The sequence below is a fragment of the Actinomyces naeslundii genome (assembly GCF_001956585.1).
Taxonomy (GTDB): domain Bacteria; phylum Actinomycetota; class Actinomycetes; order Actinomycetales; family Actinomycetaceae; genus Actinomyces; species Actinomyces naeslundii.
Genome location: NZ_MSRR01000004.1, coordinates 1 through 17913, shown reverse-complemented (window position 1 = coordinate 17913; position 17913 = coordinate 1). Strand labels below are relative to the sequence as shown.

Sequence of the window (17913 nt, the reverse complement as noted above, 5' to 3'; positions counted from 1 at the left end):
GAGCCGGTGCGGGGCGATCAGCCGGGCAGGTGGTCGGTGAGGGCCTGAACCACCCGGTGAGCGGCGTTGCCGTCTCCGTAGGGGTGGGCCTCGGCCTCGGCGGGCTCGGTCGGCCGTGGGCGTGAGGCGGCGCGCACCAGGGCCTGGCCGGGCTCGACCAGGACGTTCCAACCCAGGTTGACGGTCTCGACCCACTCGGTCTGAGGACGCACCGTGGTGCACGGCGCCCGCAGGAGGAAGGCCTCCTTCTGCAGGCCGCCGGAATCGGTGACCACACCACGGGCGTGCAGGGTCGAGGCGACGAGCTCGGGATAGGCCAGGGGCGGGTGCATCCGCAGGTTGCCCGAGTCACCCAGAGCGATGCCGTGCTCGGCGCACTTGGCCACCAGGCGCGGGTGGGCCAGGAGGACCACGGGGTGGTCGACCGCTGCCAGCGACTCCAGGATGGAGCGCAGACGCTCGGGATCGTCGGTGTTCTCCGCCCGGTGGATGGTGGCCAGCGAGTATCCGCCCTCGGGCAGATCCAGCTCGGTCATGACGGGGGAGGGGGTGTCGACGACGGAGTCTCGCACCGAGAACAGGATGTCGGTCATCACGTCGCCCACGACGACGGTCCGATCGGCCAGCCCCTCGTCGGCCAGATGGGCGGCGCCCACCTCGGTCGGTGCCAGCAGCAGGTCGGCGGCGTGGTCGGTCAGGATCCGGTTGATCTCCTCGGGCATGGCCCGGTTGAAGGACCGCAGGCCCGCCTCCAGGTGCGCGATGGGCACATGGAGCTTGACTGCCGACAGGGCCCCGGCCAGCGTGGAGTTCGTGTCCCCGTAGACCAGGACCCAGTCGGGAGAGTGGGTCTCGATGGTCTCGTCCATGGCCGCGAGCATCGTTCCGGTCTGCACGCCGTGCGATCCCGAGCCGACCCCGAGGTGGACGTCCGGGGCCGAGATTCCCAGGTCGCTGAAGAAGACATCGGAGAGCATCGGGTCATAGTGCTGCCCGGTGTGAACAATCACATGCTCGATCCCGGTCTCACGGAAGGCGGCATCGATCGGGGCTAGCTTGACGAACTGGGGCCGGGCGCCCACTACTGACATGACACGCATACCCGAGACTCTACCGTGACTGCGATGGCTCGGGCGCCTCCGGGCCACCACCGTTCTCCAGCGCGCCCAGAGCGCGGAGACCTCTCCTCCGGGTCTTGGCTGACACTGAAATGAAACTGAAACGACACTAAAATGGCACTTAAATGACGTTGAGTCGCAGGCGCCGGGTCCGGCCCGCATGAGCCGATTGGATGGTTCCTACCCACCGACGTCGTGTCATAACTGTGATCAGCCGATGGTACTATCATGCGCACTTGAATCTGCCTGCCTGGTGCGGTCGCGCCTGGTCCCTGAGATACCCCCAAAAGGAGGCGAGGCACCGTATGGCTGCGATCGTCTACCACGCCCCCTTTCCCCTGGATCGGGAGGCGTCGTCGGCTTCCGGTATTCGCCCCGTACGTATGCTTGATGCCTTCCGGGAGCTCGGTTACACCGTTCTGGACGTCACCGGCTCGGCGCGAGAGCGCTCCCGTCGCCTGCGCGCCCTGAGGGACCGCCTCCAGGGCGGGGAGCGTATTGAGTTCCTCTACTCCGAGTGCGCGACCATCCCCACCATGCTGACCGAGCCGCGTCACCTGCCGCCCCACCCCTTCGTGGATCCGGCGCTCATGCGCCTGATGCACCGCCATGGCGTGCCCACGTCCCTGTTCTACCGGGACATCTACTGGGCCTTCCCCGACTACCGCGAACGAGTCGGGACCGCGATGGCGGCGGCCATGGGATGCGTCTACCGCTACGACCTGGCCTGGTACGCCCGTTACATCGACCGCCTCTACCTGCCGTCGGCGCGTATGGGCGCCTACGTCCCCGGGTTCCCCGAGGACCGGATGGCCCCGTTGCCTCCGGGCTGCGAGATCGTCGACGAGGCCCCCTCATCCCGGGCCGACGGCGGACTCCACCTGCTCTACATCGGCGGGCTGGGCGGTCACTACCGGCTCCAGGAGTGCCTTCGTGCCGTCGTTGACGTCCCCGGTGCCAGCCTGACCATCTGCACCCGTCCTGACCAGTGGGAGTCGGCCGGCGACCAGTACGCCGCCATGGTGGAGGCGGCCGGCGGCCGGATCGACGTCGTTCACCGTTCCGGGGAGGAGCTGACTGCCCTCTACGAGCGCGCGGACGCCTGTGTCCTGTTCGTCGAGCCGGACCCGTATCGGGAGTTCGCCTCCCCGGTCAAGCTCTATGAGTACCTCGGACGTGGGAAGCCGGTCATCGCCTCTCAGGGGACCCTTGCCGCCGAGGTCGTGGGCGCCGCCGACGCCGGCTGGACCCTCCCCTACGACGCGAGCGAGCTCGCCGAGTTGCTGCGTCGGCTTCTTGAACAGCCCCATGAGATCGCCCAGGCCGCTCACCGGGCCCAAGGAGCACGCGAGGAGCACACGTGGCTCAGCCGGGCTCGCGTGGTCGCCGACGACATGCAGGCGGTTCGGGCCGGTGAGCTCCCCCGGGCCCGTACGCTGCGAGCAGGAGGAACCCGATGAGTGCACGAGGCATCTTCCGGGCGTCTCTTGGTGCTCTGGCCGTCGGTGGCGCGGCGGCTGCGCTGGCGGGAGCGGTGGCATCACGACGGCGCGCCCGTTCGAGCCGGCGAGGCGGGGTCCTGGTGGCAACCCGCATCCACCTGCCGGAGGCGGCTGCTGCGTCCTTCCGGCTCGACAGCGTGGAGCAGGCGCTCGTGGCCGACGGGGTGCCCGTGCGGGTCCTCACCAGCCGCGCCCCGGCCGACGCGCCGCAGGGCGACCCCGATCCCGCCGGGGTCCAGGTCTCCCGCTGGCCGGTTCTGCGGGACTCCTCGGGCTACCTGCGCGGTTACGTGCCCTATCTCTCCTTCGATCTGCCCCTGGCTCTGAGGCTGCTGACGGCGCCTCGGCCGGAGGCGGTCCTCGTTGAGCCGCCCCCGACAACCGGAGCCGTTGTCCGGGTGGTGACGGCCGTGCGTCGGATCCCCTACGTGTGGTACGCGGCGGACGTGTGGTCGGCGGCGGCTGCCTCCACCGGTGCCGCGGACATCGTGGTCAAGGCCGTCAGAAGGCTTGAGGCCTTCGCCGTCGGCGGGGCCGCCCGCGTCATCGCCGTGAACGACGGCGTCGCCCGGTCCGTGGCCGAGCTCGTGAACGCCGCGGAGGACGACGACGCCTGGGCGCAGCGGATACGAGTCGTGCCCAATGGGATCGACACCGCCGTCTTCGATGCCCACGGCCCGTCCGCCTCAGAGCAGGCTCGCGCGGAGATCGGGCTGAGCGGACCGTACTTCGTCTACGCCGGAACGGCTTCGGAGTGGCAGGGCGCCGACGTCTTCGTCCATGCCCTGGCCCAGGTGCGCCGCACCCACCCCAGCGCCCAGCTTCTCTTCCTGGGACGGGGGTCGGCCTGGCAGGAGATCACCCAGGCGGCCTCCCAGCTGCCCGCGGGGGTCGACGGCGCTCCCGCCGTCATCATGCACCCGGCGGTCCCGGCGGCCGAGGCCGCCGTGTGGCAGCGGGGCGCCGTGGCGGCCCTGGTGTCGATCAAACCGGGGCAGGGCTACGACTTCGCCTACCCCACCAAGGTTCTCTCCGCCCTGGGATGCGGAACGCCGGTGCTCTTCGCCGGTAACGGGCCGGTGGCCTCGGATGTGCGCGACTTCGACCTGGGATGGGCGGCCGAGCACGATGCTGCTGCGGTCGCCGAGGCCATGCGTGCGGCGCTGGATGTCTACGAGGCCGAAACCGCCTCCGGCGCCCGCGCCGCGACAGCACAGCGCTTCCACGACTGGGTCGAGGACCACCGCTCGCTGCGCGCAACGGGTGAGTCCGCAGCAAGTATCGTGCAGGAGGTCGTTGCCGAGGGCGGCGAGCACAACGAGGTCGACGAGGTCGACGACGTACGTCGAGTGAGTGAGGAACAACGTTGGTGACCAACAGCCTGGTCGACTGGTTCAACACCCTGCCGACCGCTGTCCTGCTTCTGTCGGCGCTCTTCGGAGTCGGGTGGGTCGTGCTGCGTGCCGCCGGGATGAGAGGGATCCGGCCCGTCGCCCTGGCTCCGACCGTCAGCGCTCTCATCCTGACTGTCGACGGGCTCTTCCAGGCGGCCGTCGGCAAGCCCTGGGGCTGGATCCCCGTGATGGTGACGACCGCGATCCTGGCTCTTGCCGCGCACACGATGAAGCGTCTCATCGACCGCTGGGACCCGGGGATCCTCCTCATGCCCGAGGATCAGCGAGAGGGCATGACCATGCGCACCGACGGCGGACGCGCCGAGCGCCGGCTCTTCCTGACGGTGCTGGGGTTCTGGGCCTTCACTGCCCTGCCCGTCATCCTCACGATCCCGCCGAATGCCGTCTCCCAGAGTGGTGACGCCCTCTACCACTACATGCAGGTCGCCATCATCGAGCGTGAGGACTACGCCTCGATGTTCAACCCGAACGCCGGCATGTTCGGGCTGACGAGTCACGCGGGCTTCTACCCGATCGTGTGGCACCAGGTCGCCAGCCTGGGAGCGTGGAGCTGGCGAGAGACGCTCATCGCCAACAATGTCCTGCTGCTGGCGGTGGCGCTCGTGTGGTACCTCGGACTGGTCTATCTGGCCCGCACTGCGCTGCCGAAGGTCCGTCAGGCCCCCTACCTGGCGCTGGCCGCCTCGCTTCTGGCTCCGGTGTTCCCCTGGCGGCTCACCTACGGTGCCGCGCTGTGGCCCTACTGCATGGCAGTGGCTACCTGCCCCGCGGTCATCGCCATGTCGATCGAGTGCTGGCGCCGTGCCCGCACCCTCCTGGTGGTGGCCGCCCGCGACCAGAGCGCATCCCATCGGGGCGCCCTGGGCCGTGCAGCCATGGCTTTGTGCGCCATCATCCCGTTCTTCGTCGGATCCTGCCTCATTCACACCTCGGCGGCGGCAATGCTCCTGTGGCCGCTGTTCGGCATCATCCTGTGCTACGCGGTGCGTTCAGGGGTGAGGAGCTGGCGCTCCGAGCGACGCGGTCAGGCTGCGGCCCGGTGGATCGGCGCTCTGCTCGCCGTGGTCGCCGTGGTCGTCTTCGTCTACCTCCCCGGTCCCCAGCAGCACCACTTCGGCAGGTACACCGAGCTGGACTGGAGCAACCTGGCGACCAAGCTCCTCATCCCCGTCGCTCTGAACTACTTCGGCGGCTGGGCCATCGAGTGGGTTGAGATACCTTTGACGATCCTGAGCCTCTTGGGTGCCGCGGTCTGCCTGTGGCGGCGGCGGGCCTGGGAGCTCGTGGTGGCATGGGTCTTCAGCATGTCCCTCATCCTGGCCGCCATCGCCCCCATCCCGGTGCTCTCATCGATCACCGGCCTGTTCTACCGCAACCCTCACCGGCTCAAGGCGATGACCGCCGTCCTGGCCGTGCTCCTCGTCGTCATCGCCCTGGACACCCTGCGCACGTGGCTCGCCCCGGTGGCCGCGCGGATCTGTTCAGGCCTGCGCGGCGCCTTGGCCCGTACCGGCCTTGCGGACTCGGTGATCTCGATGGTGACCCGGGTGGCGGCCGCCGTCGTCGTTGTCATCCTGTGCACGCCCGCTATGGTGGTCGGAAGCCAGGCCATCGCCTCCGACGTGCGCGAGGGCTACCAGCCGGTACTCGGAGACACCCGCTTCATCGCCGACGAGGCCGAGCTCGCGATGATCCGTCGCCTGCCCGACGAGCTGCCGGATGACGCCGTCGTGATCGGTGACCCGGTGGCCGGAGCGGGCTACATCCCCATCCTCACCGGTATGCGCAGCGTGTGGGTCTTCCCCGGTCAGGCGGCAGACGACGAGGACGGAATCTATCTGCGCGAGTACTTCAACCAGATCCACACCGACCCCCACGTGTGCGAGATCCTCCAGCATCACGGGATCAAGTACTTCTACGCTGACAAGGACATCCGCTTCAACAACTCCCAGCTCAGCAAGATCCGCCCCGGCCTCTACAAGGTCGACACCTCTTACGGTTTCACCCTCATCGACTCCGGCGGGTCGGCCTCACTGTGGCGCATCGACGTCTGCAACGGCTGACGGTCTGCTGACGCTTTGACGGCGCCGTCGGCCACCACCTATGGAGGCCGACGGCGACGGGTGCTGCTTATGAACGGCATCCCTGCGAACAGGGCGGCCCGGTGTCTGCATCGGGGACTGCGATCTCCCTCGAGAACGTACCTCTCCCGCAGACGACCGCGGCCGGGCCACAGCTGTCTGCGGGAGGGCGCAGTTCTCGATCGATAGGTGCGTTCCCGATCAGGACCAGATCAGGACCGTGCCCCACCCGCTGTCCGGGTAGCGACCGATACGAGCTCTTAGCCCATGGGAGCGACGGGGTGAGCGCCCCAGGTCCCGTCCAGGAACAGCTGTGCCCACAGTCCCGTCGAGGTGGCCCCACGAGCCATGCGCAGGATCTGCTCGGAACGGGGCATGGGGGCGTTGAACGCCTCGAATGCCATGGGATGGTGCAGCTTGGTGCGCATGGAGACAGCTCGTGACATGGCCGTGCGGGTGCCGGTGACGGTCAGTGCCGTCATGAGCAGTCGCCGCGCTCCGGCGGGGATCCGCTCGGCCGGCGCCTCGAAGAGCCGCGAGGCGGTGCCCGTGGCCTCGGCGAAGGCCTCCGCCGTGAACTGCGCGTACCAGTCGCGAGTCGCGGTCAGCTCCTCGGAGCCCCGCAGCCAGGCGCCCCACATCTCGGTGTCGAGCATGGGTAGCGCCCAGCCGTAGCCGAAGGCCTCGTATGCCTTGAACGATCCGTTGATGTACTTGCTCTGACGCTCCTGGAGGTTCACCCACTCCAGGAGCTCCTGGATGGCGCGCCCGCTTCCGTTCATCTCGTCCTGGCCGGTCGGGAAGGAGAGCTCCTCGGCGCCTTGGAGGACTGCGCGACGCAGCAGGGGCAGGTGGCGCCATGCCTTGTGATCCCCCTGGAGCAGCGAGTGGTGCCGGGCTATCGCAGTGAGCACGTCCTCGCGTGACGGCCGGCTCTCGAGCAGGTGCTCGTCATGCATGTTCCCGACGATCGTGTGGCCGGGCAGGAAGACCGCGTCCGTATCCACCAGGGCGTGACGGCGCATCTGGAGCAGGGCGTACCAGTCCTGAACGTGCGGAAGAGAGGTCAGGCCCCAGGTGCGTTCCTGGAACTCGACGCCGTCGGGCCCGGCCCAGGTACGAGCCACCTCGGTGGGGTCCAGGTCGACCGTGAACCAGTCCATCTTGAGCGCCTCGGCGACGCCCCGGGAGATGGCGACCTCGGCGCTGCCCGGCACCCCGTAGGTGAAGGCCACGACGTTGCGGGCGCCGTGGCGCTTCAGCCAGACGGCCAGCAGCCGCGAGTCCAGCCCGCCGGAGAGGGGGACGAGGAGTTGACGATCGCCGGTGTCCTGAAGAAGACGCTCGACGACGACGTCGAGGGCGGTGCGAAGGACGTCGGAGAACTCCTGCGGTGAGGTGACCGGCTCGGGGTCGTAGTGATAAGTCTCCCACGGCCGGCTGCTCCAGGTGCCGTCGGGCCTCAGCTCCACGACGGTCCCCGGGGCAGTGGCGTACACCTCACGGGCCAGCGTCCGCGCCCCCGGCGTGAAGCCCGCGTGCAGGAAGACCTCGGCGGCCTGCTCGTCGCGAACCCAGGTGGGAACGTGTCGACGCAGCTCCTGAGGGTCGTCGCTGACGACCCAGGTGCCGCCCGCACGGGTGAAGACGAGGTGGTGGGAGCGGGTGCGGTCCGTGGTCAGGCGCAGAACGCCGTCGCTCTCCTCAACGAGTGTCCAGGCGCCTGCTCGCCGCTCGGGCTGCTGCTGGCGTACGGCCTCAACATCGTCGGCCTTCGGCGCCAACGGCCGCCACAGATGGCACTGCTCCGCTGACGGCTGATTGGGCGACCGGGTGCTCGTGGACCCGTGGGTCCACGTCGGAGACGTCAGGTGAAGCCGGTATTCGGAAACGGACGTGTCCGTGCGGTCTGTGTGGTCCGTGTGGTCCAAGTCGTGCATGTGGTCATGGTAAGCGCCGTATCATACGGAGGGCTGCTCACCGAGCCGCCATCTGAGCATCAACCTGAGTCTCAGCCTGACCCGTCGGAAGGACCAACCCGCATGCGCATCGCCGTCGTCGCCCTGGGCAAGATCGGACTGCCTCTGGCCGTCCAGTACGCAGACAAGGGCCATGAGGTCATTGGGGTCGACGTCAACCCCGCCGTCGTCGAGGCCGTCAACGCCGGGACCGAGCCCTTCCCCGGCGAGGCCCACCTGGCCGAGAAGCTCGCCGCGCTGAGTCCCGCCACCGGTAACGGCGCCCTACGAGCCACCACCGACTACGCCGAGGCGATCCCCGACGCCGACGCGATCGTGCTGGTCGTGCCGCTGTTCGTCGACGACGCCACCTGGGAGCCGGACTTCGCCTGGATGGATGACGCCACCCGCTCCCTGGCCGCCCACCTGACCCCGAACACCCTCATCTCCTACGAGACCACCCTGCCCGTGGGTACCCTGCGGGGCCGCTTCAAGCCCATGATCGAGGAGATCAGCGGCTTGAAGGAGGGCACCGACTTCCACCTCGTCTTCAGCCCCGAGCGGGTCCTCACCGGTCGCGTCTTCGCCGACCTGCGCCGCTACCCCAAGCTCGTGGGCGGCCTGGACGAGGCCGGTACCCAGGCCGGCATCGCCTTCTACGAGTCCGTCCTCGACTTCGACGAGCGCGACGACCTGCCCCGCCCCAACGGCGTGTGGGACATGGGCACCGCCGAGGCGGCAGAGATGGCCAAGCTCGCCGAGACCACCTATCGCGATGTCAATATCGGCCTGGCCAACCAGTTCGCCGTCTACGCGGACAAGGCCGGCTTCGACATCGAGCGCGTCATCGAGGCCTGCAACTCCCAGCCCTACTCCCACATCCACCGCCCCGGCATCGCGGTGGGCGGTCACTGCATCCCGGTCTACCCGCGCCTGTACCTGTCCACCGACCCCGACGCCTCGGTGGTGCGCACCGCCCGTACCTTCAACGCCACCATGCCCGCCTACGTGGTGGGGCGGGCCACTGAGGTCCTCGGCTCGCTGAAGGGCCTGCGCGTCGTCGTGCTGGGCGCCTCCTACCGTGGCAAGGTCAAGGAGACCGCCTTCTCCGGCGTCTTCCCCACGGTTGAGGCCCTGCGCGAGGCCGGTGCCGAGGTCCTCGTCCACGACCCCATGTACACCGACGACGAGCTGGCCGGCTTCGGCTGGGACCCCTACCACCTGGGGGAGCAGGTCGACGTCGCCATCGTCCAGGCCGACCACCCCGAGTACCGCGAGCTCACCGCTGCCGACCTGCCCGGGCTGCGCCTCCTCCTGGACGGACGCCGCGCCACCGACGCCGCCAAGTGGACCGGTGTGCCCCGCCTGACCATCGGCGGAGGCGAGTAGCCCAGGGGCGCCCCGAGGTCGGCAGCAGGGATGAGCGCGAGCGCGGCAGCGGGGATGGTCGGCGACTCCGGCTGGACCCTGGCGGCTGCCACGCTCGTCGTGGCCGGTCTGCTGCTGGTGCCCGGCTGGATCGTGGGGCGCTCGGCGCACCTGGGAGCGCTGCCGTCGCTGGCTGTGGCACCCGCGCTCGGCTCGGCGAACATCGGGGCGGCGGAGATTCTCGCCCACGCCCTTGCGCTGCCCTGGCGCCCCTGGGGGTGGGCGGTCATCGCTGCCCTGACGGCCGTCTCGGCACTGATGGCGCGCCTGATCGCCGGCTCACCGCCGGAGCGTGCGCGACGAACGGCGCCGCAGGGCTGGGCCGAGCGGACGATCCTGGCCGGTGGTCTGATCGTGGCCGTCGTCGTGCCGGCAGGGGCGATTCTGTCCGTCCTTCCCGGACCCGCCTACCCCGCCCAGGCCTTCGACGCCACCTTCCACCTCAACGCGGTGGCGGCCATCCGCGAGGGGGGCAACGCCTCAATGCTGGGGGGACTCTCCGCCCTCTACTCCGGTCGCGCCGTCTACTACCCCACCGTCTGGCACGGGGCTCTGGCTCTGGCGCCGGGCGGTCCGGTCCCGGTCAGCACCGCGGGGGTCCTGGCCCTGACCGCGGTGGCCTGGCCGCTGAGCCTGCTGGGGCTGCTCGCCCGAGCGGCCGGGCTTGACACCCCCTGGGAGCCGGAGGCGGAAGGAGCCCGCCGGCGACAGCAGACCTGCGCGGTCGCTGCGGTGCTCGCGCTCAGTGCTGCAGTGGTGGGGTTTCCGCTGCTTCCTATGACGTCCCTGGCAGTGTGGCCCTACGCCCTGAGCGTTCTGGGGCTTCCCGGCGTCCTCGTGCTCTACGACCTGCTGCGTCGGGGAACCGCCTCACGGCGCCTCCGCCTGGTGCTGGTCCTCCTCGCCCTGGCCGCGGCCGGCGGCGTGGTGGCCGCGCACGGCACCGGCCTGTTCAACCTCGCCGTCCTGACCCCGCCCTTCCTGGCCGATGCCGTCGTCTCCCTGTGGCGTCGCAGCGCCACCAGACGGGGCGGTCGAGCCCTCCTTGCAGCGGTGGCGGTCGCCGCCATGCTGGTCCTGGCTGCGGGGACCTGGTTCATGCGCGGCTCCCTGGCCTCCGTCCTGGGCTACCGGCGTCCTGCCGGGGGAGTGGCCGGTGCCGTGGCAACCCTGGGGCAGGCGATCATCGACCTGCCGATGTACGGGGCGGTCCCGGGGGCCACCGTGCCCATCGGCATCGTGATCGGCCTGCTCACCCTGGCAGCCGCATGGTCGGCACGCTCGCGGCGAGATCAGCGCCCTTGGCTCATCATGTGGCTGCTGGCGCTGCTCCTCCTGGTCCTGGTGGGAGGACCCCAGTGGGCCGGCCGTCAGCTCGGAGCTCCCTGGTACCTCCAGAAGGCCCGGATCCTCCCGCTCGCCATCCTGCCTGCGTTCGTCCTCCTGGTGCAGGCAGGTGCCGGGAAGCCCGGACGACGACTGTGGGAGGTGCTGCACCGGGCGGCCTCACGGGTCGGCGTGGTGCGGCCGGAGCGGGCGGTGGCCGCCATGCTGGTAGCGCTCGTGCTCCTGCCGGTGGCGGCGAGGACCCCCCTGGAGCGCAACCTCGCCGCCTCCGTCTACGACCCGCAGCGCATCCAGTACGGGACCCTGCTGACCAAGGACTCCATCGCGCTCATTCGGCGCTCGCGGAGCGAGCTGCCCGACGACGCGGTCGTCCTCGGAGCGCCATCGAGAGGGGCCGCCCACCTGTGGTCCCTGGGCGGTCTCCACGTCGTCTACCCGACGCGTGACAAGACTGCACCGGGAACCCCGGGGGCCGCCCTCGCCTCTGCCTGGCCCACCCTGGGGCAGAAGGGCTCCCAGACCTGCACACTCCTCAACCGGCTGGGCGTGCGCTACTTCTACAGCAGCTCGGGCGCCACGGCCTCCGGCTCCGTGACAGGTGCCGCCCCCCTGCGTTGGGACTCGCGTCTGACCCAGGTTCCCAGCGAGGGGCTCGAGCTCGTCGACTCCGAGGGCAGCGCCTCCTTGTGGCGCATCACCGCCTGCGACTGACGGGCCCAGGCGTTCTGCGTTCAGGCCTCGGTGTACTGGACCACTGACGCCGGCTCGGCGCAGAGGTCGACCATCCGAGGCACGAGGGTGGTGAAGTGCGCTGAGGCGTTGTGGGCCTCGATCGCGGCGTCGTCGCGCCAGGTCTCGAGCACGACGAAAGAGGCGGCGTCGTCCCTGGCCACGCACAGGTCGTAGGCGAGATTGCCGTCCTCGGCCCGTGAGCCCTCCACGAGCTCGCCGGCAAGTGCGCGGAACTCCTTGACGGCGTCGGAACGGACACGGAACGTGGCGATGATACGGATCACGGGGTTCTCCTCACACGGATTCAGGACTGGGACTCTTGCGGGAACGCGCACTGTTCAACCGTGCCGGCTCCCAGGTGGCTCGGTCGGTGCCCAGCAGGACGGCGAGGCCGATCGGCACCACCATGATGACGGGCACCATGTAGCGGAACGGTGTGACGGTGGGCGCCGCGATCAGGAGCGTCGCCCACAGCAGGATCACGGGTGCGTAAATCGCCACCCACTCTCGCCGCCCGGCGTAGATGAACCCGACCACGCTCAGTGCCATCACCCACATCCAGGTTCCTGGACCCGGCGTGGCCTCCATGACCCGCACGGCGGTGCCTGCCACCGGCTGCACCGGCTGCGGCAGGAGCGAGTGGTTGACGACGCCGGCGTTGGCGTAGTCCCGAATCAGCTGGTCCCGGCCGGCCGGGTAGTTCGAGACCGCCGAGATGAAGCGGGACTGACCATCGGTGCTGATCGGGTCGGCGTCGAAGCGCCACAGGTTGGCGGTATGCACGAGGAATCCTGTGACGAAGGGACGGGGGCACGCCACCAGGGCCCGCCCCCACGCGGAGAGGAACTGGCCGCGGTGCGTGTCGAGGTAGGTGTTGTTGAAGGTCGGAGAGTCCTTGGTCGGGTCGACGCTGGCGGGTCGGTAGACCTGCTTCCAGACCTCGGGCTCCAGGACGTTGTCGAAGACCTGCCGGCTTGCCGGTGGCAGGCAGTCGGCATCGTGGACCAGTGTGTAGCCGATCATCTGCAGTGGGATCCCCAGGGCCTCCTTGGCGTGCTGGGACTGTGCCGTCGCAGCCGTGGGAACGACGATGATGACCAGGGTGACGGCGCTGACCACCAGCGCTCGGCGCAGGTGCGCTCGCGACCACCACACTATCAGCGCCAGGATCACCAGAACCACCGGCAGGGCGTTGTTGCGCATGAGTGCGAACCCCGCCGGTGCCGCCACCACCACCGCGATGCCGCGCCTGCTCAGCAGCACCTGCCCGGCGCTGGCGCGCACCACCAGCAGCACCGGGATGAGCAGGGTGGTGAACAGGGAGAAGGCCGCGTCCTTGACCACGGCGAAGGAGTAGTCGGCCACCAGCGGCATGAGCGCGCAGTAGGCGATGAGAAGCCCGGTCACTCGGTGCGAGGCTCCCTTGCGATCCAGGAAGACCGCGACGCCACTCACGCAGGCCGCCCACAGCAGCATCTGCCCCACCGACAGCAGCACGACACCGGTCAGGTCGCCCCCGACCAGGCGTCCCAGACGGAACAGGACCCCGATCGAAAGCCCGTAGGTGATCGGGTGCTGGGCCCCCGCCCCGATCGGATCCCTCAGGATCCAGGCCGTGTCGTTCATCGAGGCCATCGGCCACAGGTGTGCGTACAGGAGGGACCAACAGATCAGCGGAATCAGGAACGCCAGCAGTGCCAGCCGACGACGGTCCCTCCACCCCGCCCCGGGCTGCGCGCCGGCCTCCTGCGAATCGCGGCCCCTGCGCCGCGCGGCCAGATCCACCAGCGCCAGGAGCCCCCAGCACGCGGCGCCGCTGAGAACCAGCGCCACCAGGAGACGCACCGGGTTGAGGGAGCCCTCCTGGAGCAGGCCGGTGGCCCGTTGTACCCGCCCCACCACTTGTGAGGCGGCGTCCACCGCTGTGAAGGCCGTCGCGAAGAGAGCCGAGGCCGCTGCCCGACGCCGCAGACGACGGTTTCCCCCCTCCTTCAGGTCCTCGGACCGGTCGGATCGGGAGGCGGAGCGAAACAGGGGCGGTAGGCACAGTGGCACGGGCGTTGATCTCCAGTCCGGGGGCACATGGGAAAGCGCCTCAGCGCCGGCATCATTCACACGATCGCCGGGCTCGCAGCGGGTGCCGCTAGAATAGCCCCTACTCAGCACTCGTCCTGATTGGAACCAGGTGGATCTCTCCAAGCTCGATATCGCAGCGATCGTCCCGTGCCACAACGAGGAGGGCGCGATCGCAAAGGTCGTCGCCGACCTCCTGGCGGCCGTTCCCACGATGCGCGTCTTCGTCTATGACAACTGCTCAACCGACCGCACCGCCGAGGTCGCGGCCGCCGCCGGTGCCATCGTTCGCCGTGAGGAGCGCAAGGGCAAGGGCAACGTGGTCCGTCGGGCCTTCGCCGATGTCGAGGCCGATATCTACGTCATGATCGACGGCGATGACACCTATGACGCCGCCGCCCTGCCCGACATGATCGCGGCCCTCCTGGAGGGGCCCTACGACCATGTCCTGGGCGTTCGCCGTGACGTGCAGGAGAAGAGCTCCTACCGCCCCGGCCACGAGGCCGGTAACAAGGCCTTCAACCGCCTGACGTCCCGGGTCTTCGGGACCCACGTCACCGATATGCTCTCCGGCTACCGCGTCTTCTCGCGCCGGTTCGTCAAGTCCTTCCCCGCCATGAGCCGGGAGTTCGAGATCGAGACCGAGCTGACGGTTCATGCCGCCACCCTTCGCGTGCCCCAGGTCGAGGTGCCGGTCGGCTTCAAGGAGCGCGCCGCCGGCACGGAGTCCAAGCTCAACACCTTCTCCGATGGATTCAAGATCCTGGGGCTCATTGCTCGTCTTGTGCGCGATGAGCGCCCTATCCTCTTCTACGGCACCCTGGGGTTCCTCACCTGGGTCGTCGCCTTCGTCCTGGGCGTCCCGGTCGTCGGGCACTTCCTGGAGTTCGGCAACGTTCCCCGCTTCCCCACCTTCTTCCTGAGCGTTGGACTGGTGACGCTGGGTTTCCTGTGGATGATGCTAGGGGTCATCCAGGCGGGGCTGCGGCACTCGCGGGCCAACGCCGCCCGCCTGTCCTACCTCGCCTACCCGGCCGTCTCGCGTCCGTAGAGGCCTGCCTGACGATCCGGGCCGCGCTCCGGGGCTGGCGTCGGAGACGAGTGCGGGGTCCCTGCAAGGGACCCCACACATCATGAGCCGTCGGGCGACGAGGCTGCCCGGTTACTGCCCCTGGGCGGCGTACTTGGCCTCGACCTCGGCCTTGAGCGGGCGCCACCAGGCCTCGTTGTCCCGGTACCAGTCGATGGTGGCCTGCAGGCCGGAGCGGAAGTCGGTGAACTTCGGTGCCCAGCCGAGCTCCTCGACCAGCTTGGAGTTGTCGATGGCGTAGCGCATGTCGTGGCCGGGACGGTCGGCGACGTGCTCGTAGTCGTCGGGCGCGTAGCCCATGAGCTCCAGGATCAGCTCGACGACCTCCTTGTTGTTCTTCTCGCCGTCGGCGCCGATGAGGTAGGTCTCGCCGATGCGGCCCTTCTCGATGATGTCCCACACGGCGTCGTTGTGGTCCAGGACGTGGATCCAGTCGCGTACGTTCTCGCCGGCGCCGTAGAGCTTGGGGCGCACGCCATCGATGAGGTTGGTGATCTGGCGCGGGATGAACTTCTCGATGTGCTGGTAAGGCCCGTAGTTGTTCGAGCAGTTGGAGATCGTGGCCTCCACATCGAAGGAGCGCACCCAGGCGCGCACGAGCAGGTCGGAGCCGGCCTTGGACGAGGAGTAGGGGGAGGAGGGGTTGTAGGGAGTCATCGGCTCGAACTTGGCCGGGTCGTCCAGCTCCAGGTCTCCGTAGACCTCGTCGGTGGAGATGTGGTGGAAGCGCGTCTTGTGGCGCCGCGCCGCCTCCAGGAGGGTGAAGGTGCCTACGAGGTTGGTCTGGATGAAGGGGGAGGGGTCTCGCAGCGAGTTGTCGTTGTGGGACTCGGCCGCGAAGTGGACGACGACGTCGGCCTCGGCCACGAGCGGGTCGACGACGTCGGCGTCGGCGATGTCCCCGACGACCAGCGTGACACGGTCATCCAGGTCGGCCAGCGAGCCCTTGTTCCCGGCGTAGGTGAGCTTGTCCAGGACGGTGACGGTGGCGTCCGGGTGACGCACCAGGGTCTGGTGGACGAAGTTGGCGCCGATGAAGCCGGCGCCTCCGGTGATGAGGACGTGCATAGAACTCGCTCCGATATGTGGGAACTGCGGGCGCTGAGCGCCCGTCATGGCCGACGCCATCATGCCACAGGAGCTCGCTCGAGCCCACGAGAGCCCGGGTCGGTCCCATCGGTCCTTTGTTGGCATCCCGCCGCACAATTCGTCCGCGGTGGCGAAATCAGATTGCAACGGTTGCATCAACGCCTCGGAAGAACCTTGATCTATCAAGAAAAGATGAGGTCCGTGTCGCGGTCCGGCTGGCTGCGAGCAAGACCTGATGTCAGACGTCTCCGTTTTTATCAGTAAACTATCATTAATCTCTCGGAAACTATTCAGAAATTAAATATCGCCACCCGAGGGATCGGCGTCGGCGGCTGCGGTGGTGAGGCTCGATCGGCGCCGGCTGGCAGTCACCTCCAAAGGAACCCCATGAAAGTCCCTCGTCCTCGTGTCCGCACCGTTTACCGTGCTGTCGGGCTGGCCGCTCTGGCCCCGCTCCTTCTGTCCGGCCTGGTCCCCGTGGCCGTTGCCGCACCTGAGGTCGGTGATCCTGGTGGCTCGGGCAGCAGCTCCGGTCATGGTGCCGGCTCCGCCGGCCAGGCCGACAGTCCCGCCCCGGTGCAGATCCTCGACCTGACTACCTCCGGCGGTCAGGCCACCGATATCGCCCAGTCGGGTCTCGATGACGCCCGGCCTGATGCTGGGAAGGGTGCCAGTAATGACGTCCGCCCTGACGCTGGGGCGGGTACCACTGACGACGCCCCGCACGGTTCGGGGGCGTCGACGCCGTCGGCCAAGGGAGCTAGTGTTTCGGGTGGCGGCAACGGCGTCTCGGCGCTCCCGGCACTGGCGATCGGCGGCCGGGTCCCCTCCGTCCTGCCCGCTGCGACCGACCCGCAGGCCGACGCCGTCCTCCTGACTGATCCGCTTCAGGTCGACCGCTTCCTCGTTGCGGGCTTCACCTGGGCCGGCGGCGCGGACCTTCCCGAGGGCGTGCGCATCTACCTGCGCGTTCGTGAGAACGGCACCTGGTCTCCCTGGTACCTCAATGAGGCGGCTGACTCCGGTCGCGACGACCGTGAGACCGCCGGCACCGGTGAGTTCGTCACCGGTGGGGCTGACGCCGTCCAGGCCTCCGTCGTCGGGAGCTCCCTGCCCGCTGGGCTCAAGCTCGTCCTCGTCCCCTCCCAGCCCCAGGGCGAGGAGGTCCTGGACTCGGGTGACGTCTCGACCACCGAGGCCGCGCCGACACCGGTCGTCGAGGAGGCAGCCGCCTGGCAGCCCGGAACCGGTCGGGCCGGGACGTCGGGGAGTATCGGTGGGTCGGCTGTTCCGTCGGCTCCGGAGCTGACGACGCCGCTCACCACGTCTGCGGTGTCGACCACGACGGGTCTGTCCCCGAGCACTGTGCCGGTCTCAGTTCCGGCTGCTGTGCCGGCTGGGACGACTGCCAACGGGCTGCCGGTGCCGGTCACCACCCGCGCCGAGTGGGGCGCCAACGCCTCCTACATGAGCTGGGACCCCGACTACGAGAGCGCCGGCCACGTCGTCGTCCACCACACTGCCGGTACCAACAACTACTCCGCCGGGCAGTCCGCCTCCATCGTGCGGGGCATCTACTACTACCACGCGGTCACCCTCGACTGGGGCGACATCGGCTACAACTTCCTCATCGACAAGTACGGCACCGTCTTCGAAGGACGCTCCGGCTCTGTGGCTGCTCCCGCCGGTGAGATGAGCGTCGGGGCGCACGCCCGTGGCGTCAACACCGGCACCATGGGCCTGTCCATGATGGGTGACTACAGCAGCGTCAGCCCCTCGGATGCCCAGCTGAGCTCGGTGGGAAGGATGGCCGGATGGTTCCTCAAGCGTGCCGGCATCGCGGACGCCAACGGCCGTGCGGGCCTGCACGTGTGGACCACTGAGCGCTACCAGGCCGGATCCACCATCTCGATGCCCCGGATCCTGGGGCACCGGGATGTCGGCTACACCACCTGCCCCGGGAACGTCGGCTACTCCAAGCTCGGCACCATCCGCACCATCGCGCAGACACAGATCGACGGTAGTTCGGCGTCGTCGACTGCCCCGGGAGCCGTGACCCTGCGTGGTGGGATCCTGACGG

The 17913-nt window shown here is 69.0% G+C and carries 12 protein-coding genes; 7 read left to right on the top strand and 5 right to left on the bottom strand.

The annotated features are described in order from the left end of the window. Positions 1–17: 17 nt before the first annotated feature. A complete protein-coding gene (gene wecB, locus BKH33_RS02200) occupies positions 18–1100 on the bottom strand; it encodes a non-hydrolyzing UDP-N-acetylglucosamine 2-epimerase (protein WP_076142493.1) in 1083 nt (360 codons plus the stop codon). Positions 1101–1423: 323 nt separating this feature from the next. Between wecB and BKH33_RS02195 the strand changes: the two genes are divergently transcribed. From BKH33_RS02195 to BKH33_RS02185, 3 genes are read left to right on the top strand one after another with little or no spacing between them, the layout of a single operon-like run. Continuing rightward, positions 1424–2578, top strand: coding sequence for a glycosyltransferase (locus BKH33_RS02195; RefSeq protein ID WP_003782931.1), 1155 nt, complete (start codon positions 1424–1426; stop codon positions 2576–2578). After that, the gene (locus tag BKH33_RS02190; RefSeq protein WP_003782942.1) at positions 2575–3993 is read left to right on the top strand and encodes a glycosyltransferase; all 1419 of its coding nucleotides are present in this window, start codon (positions 2575–2577) and stop codon (positions 3991–3993) included. Before BKH33_RS02195 ends, BKH33_RS02190 begins: the two co-directional genes overlap by 4 nt. Continuing rightward, positions 3990–6098, top strand: coding sequence for a DUF6541 family protein (locus tag BKH33_RS02185; protein WP_003782936.1), 2109 nt, complete (start codon positions 3990–3992; stop codon positions 6096–6098). Before BKH33_RS02190 ends, BKH33_RS02185 begins: the two co-directional genes overlap by 4 nt. A gap of 278 nt (positions 6099–6376) precedes the next feature. On the opposite strand, the gene BKH33_RS02180 is transcribed toward BKH33_RS02185, so the two are convergent. Continuing rightward, entirely contained in the window at positions 6377–7900 is a 1524-nt protein-coding gene (locus BKH33_RS02180) for an asparagine synthase-related protein (RefSeq protein WP_003781638.1), read from the bottom strand. Positions 7901–8158: 258 nt separating this feature from the next. Between BKH33_RS02180 and BKH33_RS02175 the strand changes: the two genes are divergently transcribed. Both BKH33_RS02175 and BKH33_RS02170 read left to right on the top strand, forming a co-directional pair. Then, positions 8159–9463 (top strand): nucleotide sugar dehydrogenase, encoded by a 1305-nt coding sequence (locus BKH33_RS02175; RefSeq protein WP_003781632.1) that lies wholly within the window; start codon positions 8159–8161, stop codon positions 9461–9463. 30 nt (positions 9464–9493) lie between these two features. Then, positions 9494–11560 carry a DUF6541 family protein gene (locus BKH33_RS02170; RefSeq protein WP_003781661.1) on the top strand — a complete coding sequence of 689 codons (2067 nt, stop codon included), beginning with the start codon at positions 9494–9496 and terminating at the stop codon, positions 11558–11560. A gap of 20 nt (positions 11561–11580) precedes the next feature. On the opposite strand, the gene BKH33_RS02165 is transcribed toward BKH33_RS02170, so the two are convergent. Beyond that, positions 11581–11865: a putative quinol monooxygenase gene (locus tag BKH33_RS02165; protein WP_003781645.1), complete on the bottom strand. Its 285-nt coding sequence runs from the start codon at positions 11863–11865 to the stop codon at positions 11581–11583. Positions 11866–11875: 10 nt separating this feature from the next. After that, the gene (locus BKH33_RS02160) at positions 11876–13636 is read right to left on the bottom strand and encodes a DUF6020 family protein (RefSeq protein ID WP_003781649.1); all 1761 of its coding nucleotides are present in this window, start codon (positions 13634–13636) and stop codon (positions 11876–11878) included. Positions 13637–13766: 130 nt separating this feature from the next. Here BKH33_RS02160 and BKH33_RS02155 point away from each other — a divergent pair, with 130 nt between their 5' ends. Then, a complete protein-coding gene (locus tag BKH33_RS02155) occupies positions 13767–14705 on the top strand; it encodes a glycosyltransferase (RefSeq protein WP_003781655.1) in 939 nt (312 codons plus the stop codon). A 111-nt stretch (positions 14706–14816) separates the two neighbouring features. On the opposite strand, the gene rfbB is transcribed toward BKH33_RS02155, so the two are convergent. Beyond that, on the bottom strand, positions 14817–15812 hold the full coding sequence (gene rfbB, locus BKH33_RS02150) for a dTDP-glucose 4,6-dehydratase (RefSeq protein ID WP_003781643.1): 996 nt from the start codon (positions 15810–15812) through the stop codon (positions 14817–14819). Positions 15813–16220: 408 nt separating this feature from the next. On the opposite strand from rfbB, the gene BKH33_RS02145 reads away from it, so the two are divergent. Continuing rightward, on the top strand, positions 16221–17913 hold a 1693-nt coding region (locus tag BKH33_RS02145; protein WP_076142491.1), incomplete at its 3' end, for an N-acetylmuramoyl-L-alanine amidase.

Excerpts from the sequence above, each read along its gene's own strand:
- wecB (WP_076142493.1), bottom strand. The coding sequence starts at position 1,100 with ATGCGTGTCATGTCAGTAGTGGGCGCCCGGCCCCAGTTCGTCAAGCTA.
- BKH33_RS02195 (WP_003782931.1), top strand. The coding sequence starts at position 1,424 with ATGGCTGCGATCGTCTACCACGCCCCCTTTCCCCTGGATCGGGAGGCG.
- BKH33_RS02190 (WP_003782942.1), top strand. The coding sequence starts at position 2,575 with ATGAGTGCACGAGGCATCTTCCGGGCGTCTCTTGGTGCTCTGGCCGTC.
- BKH33_RS02175 (WP_003781632.1), top strand. The coding sequence starts at position 8,159 with ATGCGCATCGCCGTCGTCGCCCTGGGCAAGATCGGACTGCCTCTGGCC.
- BKH33_RS02170 (WP_003781661.1), top strand. The coding sequence starts at position 9,494 with ATGAGCGCGAGCGCGGCAGCGGGGATGGTCGGCGACTCCGGCTGGACC.
- rfbB (WP_003781643.1), bottom strand. The coding sequence starts at position 15,812 with ATGCACGTCCTCATCACCGGAGGCGCCGGCTTCATCGGCGCCAACTTC.